The sequence below is a fragment of the Dyella silvatica genome (genome assembly GCF_026283955.1).
Taxonomy (GTDB): domain Bacteria; phylum Pseudomonadota; class Gammaproteobacteria; order Xanthomonadales; family Rhodanobacteraceae; genus Dyella_C; species Dyella_C silvatica.
The window spans coordinates 1-17,792 of the sequence record NZ_JAPDPE010000058.1 but is presented as its reverse complement, the minus strand read 5'-3'; the positions used below and the strand labels follow the sequence as shown (position 1 = coordinate 17,792).

The following is a 17,792-nucleotide window of genomic DNA, read 5'->3' as shown; positions in this document are numbered from 1 at the left end:
CTGATTCAATCCAGTCGCCGCGCCTGGATACGGCCACGGCTGATATCGGCGATGCGAACCTGGGTTTCGGTTACACGGCGGTCTGGCAGGCACAGCTGCAACTCCACCCCGTCGGCATCGAAGATCTCGCGTTCGATCTGCGCATCCAGCTCACGCAAACGGGCTTTGAGCAGGGCCAGCTCGGCGAAATCGCAATGCAGGCCAAGCCGCGCCATGCTCACGATAGGCAGGCGCTCGGCGCGGCGCAGACATTCGGCGGCGGTACCGCCATAAGCGCGCACCAGACCGCCGGCCCCCAGTTTTATCCCGCCGTACCATCGCGTTACCACCACCACGGCACGGTCGACAGCTTGGCCTTCCAGTGCTTGCAAGATCGGCCGTCCCGCCGTACCGCCCGGCTCGCCGTCGTCATTAAAGCGATAGTCCTGACCGATCTTATAGGCCCAGCAATTGTGCGTGGCGGTCGGGTCACTGATGTGACGCACGAAAGCCGTCGCCTGTTCCGCACTCTCCACCGGTGCAGCTTGGGCCAGAAAGCGGCTTTTCTTGATCTCCTCGGCATGCTGGCAAGCGCTGGCAAGGGTATGCAGCAGCTCGCTCATCGGGCCCACATCGATAGGGCATGGGTGTTTATCGCAGGGTCCATAAATAACAGGGTCAAGCCAAAGAGTTGTGGGTGAGTAAGCCATTGCCAAGGCTTACATGGCGTGAATTGATGAGGATGAAGATCATGGATGTGAGGCCATGGCATGAACTCTAGGGAATCATCGGCCCGGTGATCGGCTGGCTGAAGTCTTCCGCGGTCAGCGTTTGGGTAAAGCGGAACACGCCTTCGTGCACTTTGCGCGGAAGCACCACATCGAGCACGGTAGTCTGGTGGGGGGCCAGTGCATCGAACAAGTCATCGCTATCCGTCGTATGCGCCAGGGCGTGGTGCACCAGTCCGCTGAGGTCGGCAGGTCGGATATCCACACCATAAGGGCGATGGCTGCTCATCGCCGCGCGCAGCGTCTTGCGGCTGTTGGCTGGGTCGGCGACGCGAGCATCGCCAGCTAGCAGCGCGTAGTTGAGGAACAACGACAGCACATGCGGGCTGAAGGAGTTGGCCTGGCGGTCCAGTAGAAAACCTGCCGGCATCCAGTCGGGATTGGGCGGGCTACCTGCATCGAGCAGTAAACGGCTACCGCTTAGCGCTTCGCCGGTTTCATCGGTAAGCCGGACAATCAGCAAGCTGCGCGGGTCGTGAATATGTACGCGTGGCGAGAACGGCCCGACCGGTTCCAGTTCCACCTTGTCCGCATCGCGTGCGGCATTTTCTCGTTCGAACGCGTCGCATAGCTTGCTATAGCCTGGTGCATCGTTGACGCACAGGCAGCGCAAGATCGCTTGCACGGTCGCCATGGCCGCCGTGGCCATGATGCCTTGCGCGTCGCCGCTATGTGCCGCGCCGGCGATCAATTTGAACGCGCTGCGTGGGGCGCGGGTAAGGTGCAGGCTGAGCTTGTCGGAGGTTTGGCTGGAGCCCTGGCTGGCCAAGACCGCGTGATGCGCGTTTAGATTGGCGGCGGCGATACGCACCACGCCATCGGAGCCGTCTTCGCCGGTGTAGCTGTTGACATAGTCATATAGCGAGCGATCGGGCCGGTCGCCGGTGAGTACAAACAAATACTGATGGTCCGCGGCGAGATCGCTGCCGTGGATATAGTCGAGATTGAGCGACAGCGATTCGGCGCTGCCCAATTCCAGCCAGTCGAGAATGCGCCGGCCCGGCTCGACGCCGTTCCAGAAGGCCTTGATCTGGCCCAGCATGTGTTTGCCGATTTGTGCCAGTGCGGAGCCGAAATTGGCCGGCGCCAGCATCACCAGATGGGTGAGCCGGATCGTGCTGTAGGCGCCCGGGCGTTCGCGCTGAGCGCGCAGCCATTCGCGCACCACCGGGCCGCCGGTAGAGTGCGTAATGCAGGCGAAGCTGCTGCCGATCAAATGCAGATCGCGCAGCGCATGATCAAAAGCGCGAACCAGATCGCCCATGGTCACCGCATCGTCGAAGCTGACGTATTCCGACAGCCAGATATCCGCCAACTCCAATGACATGCCATCGACCGCGGCCTGCTGCTGCAAGCGTTGCGGCAAGGCGCCGTACGTCGACGTATTGGTGACGCTCCAGCCGTGGACGAAAACCAGGGTAGTCATGGCTCACTCAATCGAAGTGCCTGCCTGCGGAAGTGGCTGAGTATCCATGATTCGCCGGGCAAGTGGCATGCAAGCCAGGCCCGCGACGCGTTCGCCATGTAGCAGGTGCGCAGTTAAGCTGGGTGCTTCTTCCAGCGAACCTGTGCCGACATGACGCTTACGGTAGTCATCCTGCTTTTGCTGCTCTCCGTGGCTTTGCGCGCCATCCAGTGGCGCGGGTTTAGCCGCACGCTATCGGTGTTGGCGATAGTGCTGTTTTTTGCGGCCGGCTGTGGGCCACTGCCGGCATGGTTGCTCAGTGAGCTGCAAGGTCCGTATGCCAAGCGGCCATCCAACGATTGGGCTGCGCACAATGCCATCGTGCTGCTGGGGGCGGGTACCGTGCGCATCGGTGCGGATGGCCTCGACCCCAGCTTTTTCTCGCAGGGACGCATCTTGCGCACGGTCGAGCTTTATCGCGACTGCAGCAAGGTCGCGCGCGACTGCAAAGTATTGGTGAGTGGCGGCGACCCCGAAAGACACGGTGCCGCGGAAGCCGACGTTTATGGCGAAATGCTGAAAAAACTCGGCGTCGAGGCGAAGGATCTGCAACTTGAATCGCGCAGCATGAGTACCTGGCAGAACGCACAATTCAGTCGCCCCTTGTTGTTGAACGACGGCGCACAACGCGTGCTCTTGGTGAGCTCGGGCATTCACCTGCGTCGAAGCCTGCTTTACTTCGCCCATTTCGGTATGACCCCGACGCCGGTGCGCGGCGATTATGTCGAGGCCTTATGGACGATTTACCCGTCAGGGTGGAATTTCACCCTGACCGACGCGGTGCTGCACGAATATATCGGCATAGCGCGTTACCACGTGTACAACGCGCTGGGTTGGAATGCCCCCAGGGTGACGGCAGGCGCTGCGTCGGGTAGCTAAGGCGGCCGGCTTCTGCGCTTGCCGAGAGAGCAGAAGCCGGGCGACAGGCATTACACCTCGCGCATCACCATCAGCTTCACTTCGGTCATGTCGTCGATGGCGTAACGCACGCCTTCCTTGCCGACGCCGGACAGCTTCACGCCGCCATAGGGCATGTTGTCCACGCGGAAGCTGGGGATGTCGTTGACGATCACGCCACCCTGATCCAGCTCATTCCATGCGCGCATGGCGTGGGCGAGGCTGTCGGTGAAGATGCCCGCTTGCAGGCCAAAGTCGGAGTCGTTGACCATGGCTATGGCGTCATCGAATTTTTTGTAGCGTGCCAGCAATGCAAACGGCCCGAAGACTTCAAGGCGATTGACCTTGGCGGCGCTTGGTACGTCGTCCATCAAGGTCGCGTCCAGCATCGCGCCTTGGTGTTTGCCGCCGCAAAGCAGCTTGGCCCCGGCCTTGCGTGCTTCTTCAATCCAGCCGTACAGGCGTTCGGCGGCAGCCTCGTCAATCATCGGCCCGAGGAAGATGTCTTTCTTTTTCGGGTCGCCTGCCTTGAGTTTTCTTGTCGCCGCGATCAAGCGTTTTTTCAGCTCGTCGTAGATCGCGTCATGCGCATAGATGCGCTGCACGCTGATGCAGCTCTGGCCGGATTGGTAGAAGGCGCCGAAGATCAATCGCTCGACGACGCGATCCAGATGCGGCGCCTGATCGCCATCGACGATGCAGGCGGCATTGCCACCGAGTTCCAACGTCACTTTCTTATGGCCGGCGCGGGCTTTCAAATCCCAGCCGATCTGGCCGCCGGTAAAGGAGAGCAGCTTGAAGCGCGGGTCTTCGACCAGCGGGCTGGCGTGCTTGCCATCCAGCGTGAGAATGGAAAACGCGCCCTTGGGCAAATCGGTTTCGGCCAGTATCTCGCCGATCAACAGCGCGCCGATGGGCGTGCGCTCGGCCGGCTTGAGTACAAACGGACAACCCGCGGCAATCGCCGGGGCGACTTTGTGCGCGACCAGGTTCAAGGGAAAATTGAATGGCGTAATGAACGACACCGGGCCTAGCGGCACGCGCCGGGTATAGCCGTGATAGCCGTCCAGCCGCTGGGCAATTTCCAGGTTCATCGTTTCGCCGTTGAGCCGCACTGACTCTTCGGCGGCGATGCGAAAGGTTTCGATCAGCCGGGTCACTTCGCCGGTCGCATCCTTGATCGGTTTTCCGGCTTCAACGCATAGCGCATAGGCAAACTCTTCGCGGCGCTCGCTAAAGCGGTCGGCGCAATGTTGCAGCACGGCCTGGCGCGCCCATGGTTTGAATTCGCGCATCGGCACGGTGGCCTTGACTGCGGCGGCGATGGCTTTCTCCACCGCGGCTGCATTGGGTACCGCAACCCGTGTCACTCGCTTGTTGCTGTACTTGTCCAGCACATCCATCGTTTGCTTCGAGGTCTGTGCTTTATTCGCGAGGTAGTAGGGGTAGCTTTTCTTAAGCATGAGGTCTCCCGGATCAGAGGGCTGCGCCCGGATTGAAGCCGAGGCAGCATGCGACAATCATCGTTCATGCCACGTGAGACGCGGCAACATGGAGTACTGAATGGACAGGGTAGCTGTGTCACCGAGGCTCACGCCAGTATGGCGCTGGTGGCTGTCAGCCATCGGCGGCGTATTGGGCGGCGCGCTCTACGCCCTCGTCATGTACGGCTTTTCTCACCTGGGTTGGTTGCCCGCCGGGCTGGTTTCCATGGCCGGCATTTTCGGCTTGCCGTTGGTGATCGGCGCGCTTTGCGTGGCGTTTGGCGCGCCAGCGCAGCAGGCACGGGTGCGGTATTGGGTCTTGGCGCCATGGCTGGCGGTTGCCTTGGCCTACGTCGTGTTAGCGGCGGTGCAACTGGAGGCGCTGATCTGCCTGATCATGCTGCTGCCGGCCACGCTGGCACTGACCAGCCTGGGCGGTGTGCTGGCGGGTTTGTTGATCCGCTGGCTACGCCGACGGCGGCAGCTTCGGCACGGTATCGTCGGCTGCTTTGTATTGTTGCCGTTGTTATTAGGCCAGTTCGAATTGCATGGAGAGGCGCCGGTGGAGTGGCATACGGTGCAAGATCGCATCGTCGTCGAAGCCACCCCGGATCAGCTCTGGGCGACCTTGTTGAATGTGCCCGATATCCGCGACAGCGAACTGGACTGGAGCTTCTCCCACGCGATCGGTTTGCCGAGGCCGCGCGCCGCCTTGCTCAGCGGCAGCGGTGTCGGCAGTACGCGTGATCTGTATTGGGACGACGGCGTGCATTTTCGCGAGCACGTCACCGTGTGGGAGCCCGGGCAGCGGCTGGCCTACGACGTGGATGTATCGCCGGCGCGGGAGGCCTTGCGCAAGCTCGATACCCATGTGGTGATCGGCGACCGCTACTTCGATGTGTTGCGCGGCGAGTATCAGTTGCATGAGCTGGCGCCTGGGCGTACCGAACTCAGCTTGTCCACCACGTACCGTATCAGCACCGACGTCAACGCCTACGGCAATCTATGGGCAAGACGTACGCTGGATGATTTTCATACGGTGGTGCTGGGCTTGCTCAAGCGCCGTGCGGAGCATGCCGGCTAGCTTGGCGCGGCTGCGCGAGCACGGCCTATGCCTTGGGTGTTTTCTTTTTCTTCGCTACCGCCGGGGCACTTACTGGCGCGGTACTTACCACCAGGGGCAACTCGCCATCGGCAAGCCGGGCTCGTAGCGGGGTACCTGGCGCAACGTCCTGGGCCGAGCGCAGCACATGGCCGTCGGCATCGAAAACAATCGCATAGCCACGTTCCAGCGTTGCCAGTGGGCTGACCGCATGCAGTGCGCGCGCAGCGTGGCGCAGGTCCACTTGGCGGCGATCGAGGATCTGCGCGATCGCCCGGCGCAGGCGTAAATCCTGCTCGGCCAATCGGCGCGCGAGCAAGGGCAGCTGATGGCGCGGATGACGGGCAAGCAGGCGAGCCTGCAGTCGCTCCAGGCGGGCCTGGCGATATTGGCTTTGCTCGCGCAACACGCCCGCCAAGCGGCGTCGCAGGTTGAGCAATCGTTCGCGGTCGCGTGCCAATCGCGCCTGTGGGCGCTGTGCCTGTAGCCGCGCAAGCAGGTGATCGGTGCGCTGGCCGAGCGCCTGCAACTGACGTTGTTGCAGCGTGCTCAATCGTTGATGCAACTGGCGTAGATGTTGGGCGCTGGTATGCGCATCGGGTACCAGCAGTTCGGCGGCTGCCGAGGGGGTGGGGGCACGCAGGTCGGCGACAAAGTCGGCGATGCTGAAATCGACCTCATGTCCCACCGCCGAAACCACCGGTACCGCGCTGGCGTGAATGGCCCGGGCGACCTGCTCGTCGTTAAACGCCCATAAATCCTCGAGTGAGCCGCCGCCACGGGTCAACAGCAAGACGTCATAGCGTCCGCTGGCGGATGCTTTGCGCAGCATAGTGACGATGGCCGGTGGCGCCTCGCGGCCCTGTACCGGCACCGGCAAGACCTCGACGTCGGCTAGCGGCCAGCGCCGTTCGAATACGCTCAACACGTCGCGAATGGCTGCACCCGTCGCCGAGGTGATCACGCCGATGCGCCTTGCGTAACGGGGCAGGGCGCGTTTGCGCTCAGGCGCAAACAGGCCTTCGGCGTCCAGGCGCATTTTCAGTTGTTCGAATTCGCGTTGCAGGGCGCCTTCGCCTGCCGGCTCCATATGTTCGGCGACCAGCTGGAATTCGCCACGCGGCTCGTACAGCCCGACTCGTGCCCGCACCAAGACATGCATGCCGTCAGCCGGTTTGAATTTCAGCCAGCCGCTCTTCGGCCGGAACATCGCGCAACGTACCTGCGCGCCGCTGTCTTTCAAGGTGAAATAGATATGCCCGGAGGCCGGCCGCGCCACATTGGACAGCTCGCCCTCGATCCAGATCAGCGGTAACGCATCTTCCAGCAGGTCACGCACCAGCCGGTTAAGCGTGCTGGGGGTCAGTACATGCCGCGGAGGCGCACCGGTGGTATCGGGGCCGCGAGCATCAGGCGTGGAGTCGTCGGGGGTGCGCCTGAAAGCGCGAGCCTAGCATGATTCGCCAGGATTACATCTTGTTGAATTACATCCGCTTGCCGCGTAATGCATAGCCTTTTTCTCAGGCGGCGCGGTCAAGTCATTGATTTATGGAGATGGGCTTATTCGTGATCACCGCCTTGAGGGCGCCGGCGTCGCAATTGCCAGGCCCGTACGCCCAAATTCAGGGCAAACCAGGCGGCGAGGATGCCTAGAGGCCAGCCGATCAGCGCCGGCCACTTTATCGCCAGCGCAGCTAGTGCCGTCAAGGCCGCCGTACCCATCCATAGCGGGCTGACCGAGGTGTCGCCGAGCACCCGGCGGTCGGTCAGCGCCGCGCCTACCGTATTGGCCAGGCGTAACGCGCCGGCTGCGGCGCGGCTTGAACTGCCGCCCATGTCGCGTGGCCGGACGCTCCGAGCCTGGCAGCTGCGTACTTGCTCACCACGCCGGCGGCGCCTGGGCGCGAGCACGATTTCGGTGGCATGGCCCAGATCGTCCTCATACTGCGCCGCCAGCCTGGCAGCAAAGTCGGTGTCTTCAATGGCGACGTCGATTTCCCGATTACTGAGCCAACTGGCGATGTTGAGGTTGGACGAACCGACGCGGGCCCACCGGCCGTCGGCAACCGCCGTCTTGGCGTGCAGCATCGAGCCATTCCATTCAAAGACGCGGATGCCCGCCTTGAGCAATGGCCGGTAACCTGAGCGCGACATGCTTGCGACCAGCGGGATGTCACTGCTGCCGGGTACTAGCAAACGCACATCGACGCCGTCGCGCGAGGCTGCCGCCAAGGCCTGCACATAGGGCGCGATGCCGATGAAATAAGCATCGGTCAGCCACAGCGATTGGCGCGCCATCGCCGCAATCATTTGATCGAGCCGGTACATGCCGGCGGTGGCAGGCTGGGTGGCGATGACTCGCAACGCCACCGTTCCGGCGTTTTCCACGGGCATCTCGGCTAGCGTTGGCAAGGCTGCACCGGTGCCACTCCAGCTGTGCACGAACGCACGCTCGAGCTCGATCACGGCGGGGCCACGTAGCGCGACGCCGGTATCCCGCCACGGCGCCAGCCCGCGGGCTGGATCGCCTAACCATTTCTCGCTGATGCACACGCCCGAGAGAAAGCCCAGCCGGCCATCGACGACCAATAACTTGCGGTGGTCGCGGCTGATCCAGCCGAACGGCCGACCCAACTGCGGCGGATTGAAAATGCGCACCTGCCCGCCGGCGGCGCGCAGCGGTTCCCAGAAGCTTGAGCGAGATTGTCCCAGGCAACCCATCCAGTCGGCGACCACGGCCACGAACACCCCGGCCAGGGCACGTTCGACCAGCGCCTCTCGAAAGGCAAGGCCTACGGCGTCATCGCGAATAATGTAGTTTTCCAGCAGCACCCGCTGGCTGGCACCGCGAATGGCGGCCAGCCAGGCTTCGAAGTGCGCCGCACCGTCAATCAGCAATTCCACCGCAGTGCCGTTCAACAGTGGCGCTCCGGCGGCTCGGCTCAGGGCTTGCTCGGCTAACAGCCGCTGCGGCGTGACGATAGGCGCTGATGCAAAAGACATCGGTGCAGTGTAGGGCATCTGGCGATGCCCACATTCGCACCCTCTCCGCACCGTGAATCGGCGATAGAACATAAGCGTTGCTACGGCGCGGACTCATGTCATGATCACCCCATGCCGACCATCCATCGTCATACCGACACCGAGTTATGCGCGCTGGATATCGTCGCGCAACTGGGCTCAACGCTGCGTATCGCCGCCCCGCTCGGACTAGGCAAGCCGCATGGTTTGCTCAATGCCTTGTATCGGCTTAGCAGCGGCGACGAGTCGCGTTCGATGCGCTTGTATACGGCGCTTTCACTGACCCGGCCACGGCCGGCTCCCGGCTTGGAAAGCCGCTTTCTACAGCCGTTTCTGGATCGCCATTTCGGCGAGGATTACGAAGATCTGCAATACGCCGTGGATCAGGCGGGCAACGCCTTGCCCAGCCATATCGCCATTCACGAGTTTTATCTGCAATCGGGTGCGTTGTTGAACTCGGGCAGCGCGCAGCGTGAGTACATCAGCCAGAACTACACCCATGTGGCCCGCGACCTGGCCGAGCAGGAGATCAATCTGCTGGTGCAACTGGTGGCGCGCCGCGAAGGTCCGCAGGGAGTGCACTACAGCCTGTCCTGCAACCCCGATCTCACGCTGGATTTTCTCGACCGCGTACAGGCGGCCGGCAAACCGCGGCCGCTGTGTATTGCGGTGGTGCATCCGGACTTGCCGTATATCAGCGGCCACGCCGAGGTGCCGGAAGATTTCTTCGATGTCGAACTGACACCGCCGCATTCACCGAAATTATTCGCCTTGCCACGGCAGCCGGTCGATCTGGCGGAATACGCGCTCGGCATTCACGCCAGCGCCCTGATCAAGGATGGCGGCTGCTTGCAGATCGGCATCGGCGCGTTGTCCGATGCCCTGGTCAAGGCGTTGTTGATGCGTCAACAAGACAATCTGGTCTGGCGCAGAGCGCTGGTGGCGCTGGACCCCGGCCGCACCACGCATATGCTGGCGGCGCGCAGCGGTGGACTGGCGCCGCTGGTAAAAGGTCTGTACGGCGCCAGCGAGATGGTCATGGATGGGTTCATGCATTTGGCCAAGGCCGGCATTCTCAAGCGCCGCTGCTGGGACAATCTGGCCCTGGAGCGTGCTGCCGCCAATGGCGAGTTGAACTCGGCGACACCGGGTGGCCATTACTTGCGTGGCGCTTTTTTTCTCGGTTCGCGCGAACTCTACGAGTGGCTGGATGCCACCGAGGCGGCTGACCCCGATGCCATCGACATGTGCCGGGTCTCCAACGTCAATCAACTGTATGGCGATCATCAAGCGCTGGCGACCCTGCAACGCCGTGGTGCTCGCTTCTTCAATACCTGCATGATGGCGACCGTGCTGGGCTCGGCGGTCTCCGATGGCCTGGAAGACGGGCATGTGGTCAGCGGCGTCGGTGGGCAATACAACTTTGTGGCGATGGCGCATGAGCTGCCCGATGGCCGCTCGGCCTTGTTGATGCGGGCGACCCGGCGCGATCGCCTTGGCGTGCATTCGAATATCCGCTGGAACTACGGCCACATCACCATTCCGCGTCATTTGCGCGATCTGTTCATTACGGAATACGGCGTGGCTGACCTGCGCGGCAAGACCGACAGCGAATGTATCGAGGCGATGCTGTCGATTTGCGATGCGCGCTTCCTCGACGCGCTTTGCGCGGAGGCGAAATCGCACGGCAAGCTGGCGGCGGATTTCCAGATACCCGAAAAATGGCGCCGCCATCGCCCGGATTGTTTGCAAGAGGTCATGGCTCCGTTGCAGCAGAAGGGATACTTGCCGAAGTTTCCCTTCGGCAGCGATTTCACCGAGGTCGAGCAACAGTTGCTGACGGCCTTGAGCAGCCTGAAATCGAGCAGTTCAAATTGGCGCGGCAAATACGACTTGCTACGCGCAGCGCTGCGTCCCGGGCCCGAAGTGGCTGGTGAAACCGAGGCCTTGCAGCGCATGGGGCTGGCTCAACCAGCGACCTTGAAGGATCGGCTGCAGCGACGTCTGTTGCTGACGGCGTTGCGCCGCGCGCCGGCCGATGGCGTTCAGCGCTCGGGTGCATAGCACTGCGGTTCCAGCAAGCTCGCCGGTGGTGCCATGTCGGCTTCGCTGGCGGGTTTGCGGCCGGCGGCTTTTCTTGCCGCCTTTCGTCATAGTTTTGGTATCAGTCCCATGCGCTATGTCATGACGCAACGGCTGCGCCTGGCCTGTTCGCTGCTGGCGAGTACCCGTCAGGACATTACGGCGATTGCCCTGGCTACGGGGTTTTCCAGTCACAGTCACCTCACGGCGGCGTTTCGCCAGCACTTCGGCACGACGCCGCGGGAATATCGGGCGCAGGTCAAAGGACTCTGACCCTTGCCGGCTGTCTTGGAGGGTGAGATGGCGATCTAGGGATCTGGGCTAGCCGATGGCATTCCCCTTCAGCAGCCGTCATGCCGTGACCGGCGATGCTTGTCGCCGGTGGTAAGCCGCTGCCGCAGGCGGCCTGCGCTATCGGCTATCATTTCACATCGCCGCGAACCGATGCGGCAGCACTCTTTGGTTAGCCCACGCATGAGCAATGAGCTTCAGCAACAACCTCGCGCCGCGATCGTGGCATCACGCCGGGCCAGCATCGGCGTACAGATCGGCAAAATACTGGTAGGTAAGGGCGCGCCGATCGTGGTGCAGTCGATGACCAATACCGATACCGAGGATGCTGCAAGCACCGCCAAGCAAATCGCCGAACTGGCCCGCGCCGGCTCCGAACTGGTACGCATTACGGTAAACACGCCAGCGGCCGCTGCCGCCGTGCCGCGTATTCGCGAGCGGCTGGATATGATGGGCATCGACGTGCCGATCATTGGCGACTTCCATTACAACGGTCATCAGCTGCTGGAGTCTGAGCCTGCTTGCGCGCAAGCCCTGGCCAAATACCGGATCAATCCAGGCAACGTCGGTTTCGGCAGAAAGAAAGACAGCCAGTTCGCCGCCATCATCGAGATGGCGTTGCGCTATCAAAAGCCGGTGCGTATCGGCGCCAACTGGGGTTCGCTGGACCAAAGCATGGTGGCGACGCTGATGGATGAAAATCATGCATGTGGCGCGCGAAGCCTTGATCCGTTCGGCGCTGGATTCGGCGCAGCGAGCCGAAGAGATCGGACTTGCGCGAGACCGCATCATTCTTTCCTGCAAAGTGTCCGGCGTGCAGGAGTTGATCGCCGTGTATCGCGACCTTGCGGCGCGCTGCGACTATGCGCTGCATTTAGGCCTTACCGAGGCCGGCATGGGCTCCAAAGGCATTACCGCTTCCAGCGCCGCGCTAGCGGTGCTTTTGCAGGAAGGCATTGGCGACACCATCCGTATTTCGCTGACGCCGGAGCCGGGCGCATCACGCACCGGCGAAGTGATCGTCGCGCAAGAGCTGTTGCAAACCATGGGCTTGCGTGCGTTTACCCCACTGGTCACGGCTTGCCCAGGTTGCGGCCGTACCACCAGCGAATTTTTCCAGGAGCTGGCCAAGACCGTGCAGGCTCACGTGCGTGAGCAGATGCCGCTGTGGCGGGTGAAATACGATGGCGTGGAAAACCTTACCCTGGCCGTGATGGGCTGTGTGGTGAACGGGCCGGGTGAGTCCAAGCACGCCAATATCGGCATCTCGCTTCCCGGTAACGGCGAGGCGCCTTCGGCCCCGGTGTTCATTGACGGCGAAAAGGCGATGACTTTGCGTGGTGACAACATCGCCAACGAATTCGTCGGCATCCTCGACGACTACGTCGCCCGTCATTACCAGGCGCGCGCGGACTAACTAACGGATTATTTAAGGCATTGCGGTAAACCGCACGATAGCGCCCGATTCGCTTTGGCTTGATTTACGTATGGGGGGCGGCTTTGCCGCGCCGGCGGCTATCTGCGCGATAATCGGGACTGCGCCTGACGGCATCAGCGGCAGCGGTATTGAAAAGCCTTTTTATTACAATCGTTCGGGCCGTCTTGCGGTCGTCGGCATAGGCTTTTTGTCGGGTTGATTTTTAGCGTTTGTCGGTTTGGCTGTGACAAGCGCGGACTGTGAACTGGGTGGTGTTCGGACGCTGCCATAGGCTTGAGAAAAGCCACGTAAACGGTTATGGCTCGGGTGTTGGCGTTTCATCAGTCCGCCCCTTGACCCAGCCGTTTTTATAAGATCGTTGTAAATTTTGGGGTCACAGTGTTCTCACATAATTTACGTCGCCAGAAAATATCGCCGCAACCGTGTCGGTTGGTGTGATATGGCGGTGCGTTCTTACGTCGACGCCATTGGTGTGTTGGTTTGACGTTGACAAAACCTTCACATAGAAATGTTCGGCCTACGAAATTTTCTTGACACTTATTCGTTAAAGCGAGTCACAATTACACCGGCGCTTTTGACGGGTTCGTTTTCAACGGGGTACCGATACGAAAAGCGCTGTGCTGAGTTTGCGAGAGGGGCGGCTGCATTCTTAGCTGTTTCGCTTTTCAAGCGTGCTCGTAATAGTGGTATGAATTTCTAGAGGAATTGGTAATGGCAACTGGTACGGTCAAGTGGTTCAACGACGCGAAAGGTTTTGGGTTCATCACGCCGGATGCCGGCGGTGAAGACCTCTTCGCGCACTTCTCGGCAATTCAGGGTGGCGGCTTCAAGAGCCTCGCTGAAGGCCAGAAGGTGAGTTTCGACATCACCCAGGGCCCGAAGGGCAAACAGGCATCGAACATTGTGCCTGAAGGTGGTGCTCCCGCTGGTCATGGTGGTCACGGGCATCACGGCCGCTGATCTCCTTAGAAACCCGGCCTAGCGCCGGGTTTCTTCATTTGGGGCTAGCCGTCTTTCAACGTTCGCCTGGGCTCGGCAGGCATGGCGACTACGCGTCAGCGCGGCTGGCATTAAAAGTGCGCCGGTAGTCAGTTGGCGAGGTACGGTAAGTGCGCTGAAAGTGCTGGCGCAACGTGACCGGTGAGCCCAGGCCGATAGCCGTGGCGATGCGCTCCAGCGAAAGCCGGGTGGTTTCCAGCAGGCGCTGCGCTTCGTTCAATCGTTGCGAGAGCAGCCAATCGCCAAAACTGCTACCGGTAAGCTGGCGAAAGCGGCGAGTAAAACTGCGCCGGCTCATCGCCGCATCTTGCGCAATATCGTCCAGGCTATGCGGTAAATGCAGTTGTCGCTGCACCTTTTGCAATAGGTGGGCCAGGCGTTCGTCGCCCGGTGCGGTTGGCATCGTCTGTGGGATGAATTGCGCTTGTCCGCCATGACGGAATGGCGAGACCACCATGCGTCGCGCAATGCGGCTAGCTTCTTCAACGCCGAGTAGTTGCCGTACCAAATGCAGGCAGCAATCGATACCGGCGGCGGCACCGGCCGAGGTGAGTACCTGGCCCTCATCGATATAAAGCACATCAGGGTCGACTGAAACGGCGGAAAAACGCTGGGCGAGTTCATCGGCGAAGCCCCAGTGCGTGGTGGCCTTGCGGCCATCGAGCAGGCCGGCATGGGCCAGCACAAACGCGCCCAGACATAGACCAACGATGCGTTTGCCTTTTTTCGCAGCCCGGCGAAGCGCATCGAGTAAAGCTTGTGGCGGAATTTCTTGCGTATCGCGCCACGATGGGACGATGACTATGTCGGCCCGGCTTAGCTCTCCCAGGTCATATTCCGTTTCGATCACAAAACCGCCAGCGCTGTGCAGGCGACGACCCTCGGCCGAGCACACGCGGAGCCGGAACGGCGCATTGCTTTCATTCCAGGTGGTCTGAAATACCGCACAAGGCACCGACAAATGAAAAGGCAGGATGTGCTCGAACGCCACGACAGCGATCTTGATCAGGGGGCTACGAGGGATGCTTTGGGTAAGAGGCATGACAACAGGCGTCTGCGGCGTAGTGAGATGGCGGTGAAGTAAGCGCCGGTAGTCGCAGTGTACCGACCGATGCTGCTGACGGTGTCATCGGCGCCGCGGTCATGAGCCGGCGATCCAGTCTTATCTGGATAGTGGACAACAGCTGATGGCTTGCGGTTATCGCGTGGTGACTATTGCCGAGAGAACTAGCTCGGCCTGGTAAAAAGCATGGTTTTGATTTTCAGAATGCTTTTTAGCCTGGAAGAAAAATGCGCCCTGGCGGATGACGTTCATGGCAGCAAGGGCTGGGGGAAATAAAGCAGTTCATGCGGTCAGGTCGGCAAAAGTAATCGACTGCTACAAGACGTCTGAATAATGAAACCGTATTCATCCGTCAGGTCCACGCATCGCCTCCTTGCTCGGCCTGTTGCCCACAGGGTGCGGGCCGACCAGCGGCTCAAACCCGCAACGCATCGACGGCTGCCCTCAACCGGCTATCGGTTCTCACCAGATCGCGGTGTTTGCTGTGTTGGCCCGATAGCATCGATAGATGTCCTTCAGGCCACTCGTTCAAAGGCGGCGGCGGGCGCAGCATAGACACATGTCCTCACTCACCAGGAGTTGTGCCATGACTGCTACTTCCCCCCGCCGCGCGCTGATCGTGATCGATGTACAGAACGAGTACGTCACCGGTAACTTGCAGATTGAATACCCACCGGTTAACGACAGCCTGGCCAATATCGGCCGTGTAATGGACGCCGCCACGGCAGCAAAGATCCCGGTGATCGTGATTCAGCAAAACTCCCCCGCCGATTCACCGGCTTTCGCACAAGGCAGCGATGGCTGGCAGTTGCACGAGGTCGTGGGCAGCCGGCATCGCGATGCCTACTTCGGCAAACCGTTGCCGAGCGCGTTCTCCGATACCGGCCTGGCCGATTGGCTGCTAGAGCACGGCATCGACACGCTTACCGTGACCGGCTACATGACGCATAACTGCAACGACACGACGATCAAACATGCTTTTGACCGTGGCATGGCAGTGGAGTTTGTACACGATGCTTCGGGCTCAGTGCCGTATGCGAACCGGGCAGGCTATGCCAGCGCAGAAGAAATCCATCGCGTCTTCGCTGTCGTCGAACAGTCGCGCTTTGCTGCCGTATTAAGTACCGAGGAGTGGCTGCACTGCCTCGCCAGCGGCGAGGCGCCCATGCGTGAAAACATCATTGTGTCGTATCGGAATGCATTGGCTTTGCGGGCTGCCAAGGCGGCCTGAGCACGTTGGCGCAAGCCGTTCCGATAATCGGGAAGCTCAGTAAATTGGATGATCAGGTGAAGCTGCAGTCCGCTGATCAATGCTCGGCATCAACGACAACAATATCGGAGTGAACTCCCTCCAACTGCCCGGCTGGCCGGGCAGTTGGCTTAGCTGGGCGACGGTGCGTAGAAATCTTGCGCGGGAATATTCGCTAGCACCCAGGCTAAGCAAGTGGGGGTTGCTGACCTGCGCATCGATGATGGGAAACTCCCAACCCTGCAGTAAGCGGGCCAGTGCGATCAAGGCCAGTTTCGAGCCGCCGCTTTGACGGCTGAACATCGACTCGCCACAGAACAAACGGCCGATGGCGATGCCGTAGATGCCGCCGACCAGATCGTTGCCGTCCCATACCTCCACGCTGTGTGCGTGGCCGAGCTCGTGCAGTGTCGTGTACGCATCCATCATGGCGGGCACGATCCAGGTGCCGGCTTGCCCCGGCCGTGGCGCGGCGCAGGCTTCCACCACTTGCCGGAAGGCATGGTCGATGGTCAGTCGCCATGACTTGCCGGCCAGTTGCCGCCGAAGGCTGCGATTCATGCCGAGGTCGGCGGTGTGAAACACGCAGCGCGGATCGGGCGACCACCACAGCGGCGGATCGTCTTCGTTGAACCAGGGAAAGATGCCCTGCGCGTAAGCCGCCATCAATCGTTCTGGCGAGAGGTCGCCGCCAAACGCGAGTAATCCATTGGGGTCGCGCAATGCGTTGCGCGGATCGGGAAAATGCCCGGGTTGCGATGAGTCGAGCAAGGGCAGGGTGAGCACGAGTGAATATCGATGACCGGCTGGGTAGGCTCATACATAGCCGGACAGATGATCTTGATGCAAGTGGTCCGTCGGTTTGTCCGCGCGGTGAGCTCTCAACGCGCCGCGTAGGGGCTGTGGGCAAGCAGTTCTTGCATGTATTCGGTGATGCCCAAGGCTTCGCGGGCGAGCGCCTGGCGCACGGCGGTACGAAATCCTTCGTCCGCCAGATAGTGTCGAGAGTGCGTGTGCACGGGCAAGAAACCGCGGGCCATCTTGTGCTCGCCTTGCGCGCCCGGCTCGAAGCGTTGCAGTCCATGCCGGATCGCGTGCTCGATACCTTGGTAATAGCAAAGCTCAAAATGCAGGCCGGGCACCTCGACACTGGCCCCCCAATAGCGGCCATACAAAACGTCGTTGCTTTGCAGGGACAACGCCATCGCGATGATGTCATCGTCATGCCAGGCCAGCGCCAGCTGCACCGCGTCGCCAAACGATGAGCCCAGTGCGATAAAGAACGCCTGGGTCAAGGCGGCGTGATTCCCTTTGGCGTCAAACGTCGAGGTGTAGAGCGCATGCACACGCTGCATTTCAAGGCGCAGCCCGCTTTGCGCGACATGGGCGCGCTCCTGGCGGATGTTTTTGCGTTTTTTGTGACTGAGCGCGGCAAGAAAGTCGGCGAAGTCGGCGTAGCCGCGATTGGTCCAGTGAAATTGAATGTCCGAGCGCGCCAGCCAATGACCATCGAAAGCGGGCAGGTCGTCTTCACTGAGAAAGTTGGCATGGGCGGACGACAGCCCCAGCTCGTCGACTTGCGCTTGCAGCGCGCGAACCAAGGCTTGCCGATAACCAGGGGCCTGCGGGCCGTGGCCGGCGAGCAGGCGGGGGCCGGGCACCGGCGAGTAGGGCACGGCATTGAGTAGCTTGGGGTAATAGTCGCCGCCGGCTCGCTCCCAGGCGCTGGCCCAGCTCCAGTCAAAGACGAATTCGCCGTGCGAATTGCCCTTGAGATAAAGCGGCATCGCGGCGACCAAGGCACCGTGTTCGTAAAGACCGAGGTGATGCGCCTGCCAGCCCCATTCGGCACGGATGCAGCCGGTCGACTCCAGCGCGGCCAGAAAGCGATGCGAGAGAAAGGGGTTGTCGTCCGCTCGCAGCGCGTCCCATGC

14 protein-coding genes and 1 pseudogene are annotated in these 17,792 nt (G+C 61.3%); 7 read left to right on the top strand and 8 right to left on the bottom strand.

The window, feature by feature from the left end; all coding sequences use genetic code 11:
• Window positions 1-5 precede the first annotated feature (5 nt).
• Together OUZ52_RS12625 and OUZ52_RS12620 are read right to left on the bottom strand one after the other, a co-directional pair.
• The gene (locus tag OUZ52_RS12625; protein ID WP_266158752.1) at window positions 6-602 is read right to left on the bottom strand and encodes an IMPACT family protein; all 597 of its coding nucleotides are present in this window, start codon (window positions 600-602) and stop codon (window positions 6-8) included.
• A gap of 154 nt (window positions 603-756) precedes the next feature.
• Window positions 757-2,193 (bottom strand): lipase family protein, encoded by a 1,437-nt coding sequence (locus OUZ52_RS12620; RefSeq protein ID WP_266158751.1) that lies wholly within the window; start codon window positions 2,191-2,193, stop codon window positions 757-759.
• Between the two features lie 150 nt (window positions 2,194-2,343).
• Between OUZ52_RS12620 and OUZ52_RS12615 the strand changes: the two genes are divergently transcribed.
• Window positions 2,344-3,111, top strand: coding sequence for a YdcF family protein (locus OUZ52_RS12615; protein WP_266158750.1), 768 nt, complete (start codon window positions 2,344-2,346; stop codon window positions 3,109-3,111).
• 50 nt (window positions 3,112-3,161) lie between these two features.
• Here OUZ52_RS12615 and OUZ52_RS12610 read toward each other — a convergent pair whose 3' ends face one another.
• Window positions 3,162-4,592, bottom strand: a complete 1,431-nt coding sequence (locus tag OUZ52_RS12610) for an aldehyde dehydrogenase family protein (protein WP_266158749.1) — start codon at window positions 4,590-4,592, stop codon at window positions 3,162-3,164.
• A 100-nt stretch (window positions 4,593-4,692) separates the two neighbouring features.
• Here OUZ52_RS12610 and OUZ52_RS12605 point away from each other — a divergent pair, with 100 nt between their 5' ends.
• Entirely contained in the window at window positions 4,693-5,697 is a 1,005-nt protein-coding gene (locus OUZ52_RS12605; RefSeq protein WP_266158748.1) for a hypothetical protein, read from the top strand.
• 25 nt (window positions 5,698-5,722) lie between these two features.
• Here the strand turns inward: OUZ52_RS12605 and xseA are convergent, their stop codons facing one another.
• Together xseA and OUZ52_RS12595 are read right to left on the bottom strand one after the other, a co-directional pair.
• Window positions 5,723-7,057 carry an exodeoxyribonuclease VII large subunit gene (gene xseA, locus OUZ52_RS12600; protein WP_425493840.1) on the bottom strand — a complete coding sequence of 445 codons (1,335 nt, stop codon included), beginning with the start codon at window positions 7,055-7,057 and terminating at the stop codon, window positions 5,723-5,725.
• A 218-nt stretch (window positions 7,058-7,275) separates the two neighbouring features.
• The gene (locus tag OUZ52_RS12595) at window positions 7,276-8,718 is read right to left on the bottom strand and encodes a phospholipase D-like domain-containing protein (protein WP_266158747.1); all 1,443 of its coding nucleotides are present in this window, start codon (window positions 8,716-8,718) and stop codon (window positions 7,276-7,278) included.
• 111 nt (window positions 8,719-8,829) lie between these two features.
• Between OUZ52_RS12595 and OUZ52_RS12590 the strand changes: the two genes are divergently transcribed.
• From OUZ52_RS12590 to OUZ52_RS12575, 4 genes and pseudogenes are all read left to right on the top strand, one after another.
• On the top strand, window positions 8,830-10,800 hold the full coding sequence (locus OUZ52_RS12590) for an acetyl-CoA hydrolase/transferase C-terminal domain-containing protein (protein ID WP_266158746.1): 1,971 nt from the start codon (window positions 8,830-8,832) through the stop codon (window positions 10,798-10,800).
• A gap of 33 nt (window positions 10,801-10,833) precedes the next feature.
• Window positions 10,834-11,091, top strand: coding sequence for a helix-turn-helix transcriptional regulator (locus OUZ52_RS12585; protein WP_266158745.1), 258 nt, complete (start codon window positions 10,834-10,836; stop codon window positions 11,089-11,091).
• Between the two features lie 201 nt (window positions 11,092-11,292).
• Window positions 11,293-12,526, top strand: a pseudogene (gene ispG / locus OUZ52_RS12580) (flavodoxin-dependent (E)-4-hydroxy-3-methylbut-2-enyl-diphosphate synthase).
• A 732-nt stretch (window positions 12,527-13,258) separates the two neighbouring features.
• Window positions 13,259-13,507, top strand: a complete 249-nt coding sequence (locus OUZ52_RS12575) for a cold-shock protein (RefSeq protein WP_266158744.1) — start codon at window positions 13,259-13,261, stop codon at window positions 13,505-13,507.
• 88 nt (window positions 13,508-13,595) lie between these two features.
• Here OUZ52_RS12575 and OUZ52_RS12570 read toward each other — a convergent pair whose 3' ends face one another.
• Window positions 13,596-14,588 (bottom strand): GlxA family transcriptional regulator, encoded by a 993-nt coding sequence (locus OUZ52_RS12570; protein ID WP_266158742.1) that lies wholly within the window; start codon window positions 14,586-14,588, stop codon window positions 13,596-13,598.
• 607 nt (window positions 14,589-15,195) lie between these two features.
• Here OUZ52_RS12570 and OUZ52_RS12565 point away from each other — a divergent pair.
• On the top strand, window positions 15,196-15,840 hold the full coding sequence (locus tag OUZ52_RS12565) for a cysteine hydrolase family protein (RefSeq protein WP_266158741.1): 645 nt from the start codon (window positions 15,196-15,198) through the stop codon (window positions 15,838-15,840).
• Between the two features lie 36 nt (window positions 15,841-15,876).
• Here the strand turns inward: OUZ52_RS12565 and aat are convergent, their stop codons facing one another.
• Together aat and OUZ52_RS12555 are read right to left on the bottom strand one after the other, a co-directional pair.
• Window positions 15,877-16,644, bottom strand: coding sequence for a leucyl/phenylalanyl-tRNA--protein transferase (aat, locus tag OUZ52_RS12560; protein ID WP_266158740.1), 768 nt, complete (start codon window positions 16,642-16,644; stop codon window positions 15,877-15,879).
• A gap of 95 nt (window positions 16,645-16,739) precedes the next feature.
• The coding region (locus OUZ52_RS12555; RefSeq protein ID WP_266158739.1) for a GNAT family N-acetyltransferase at window positions 16,740-17,792 on the bottom strand (1,053 nt) is incomplete at its 5' end.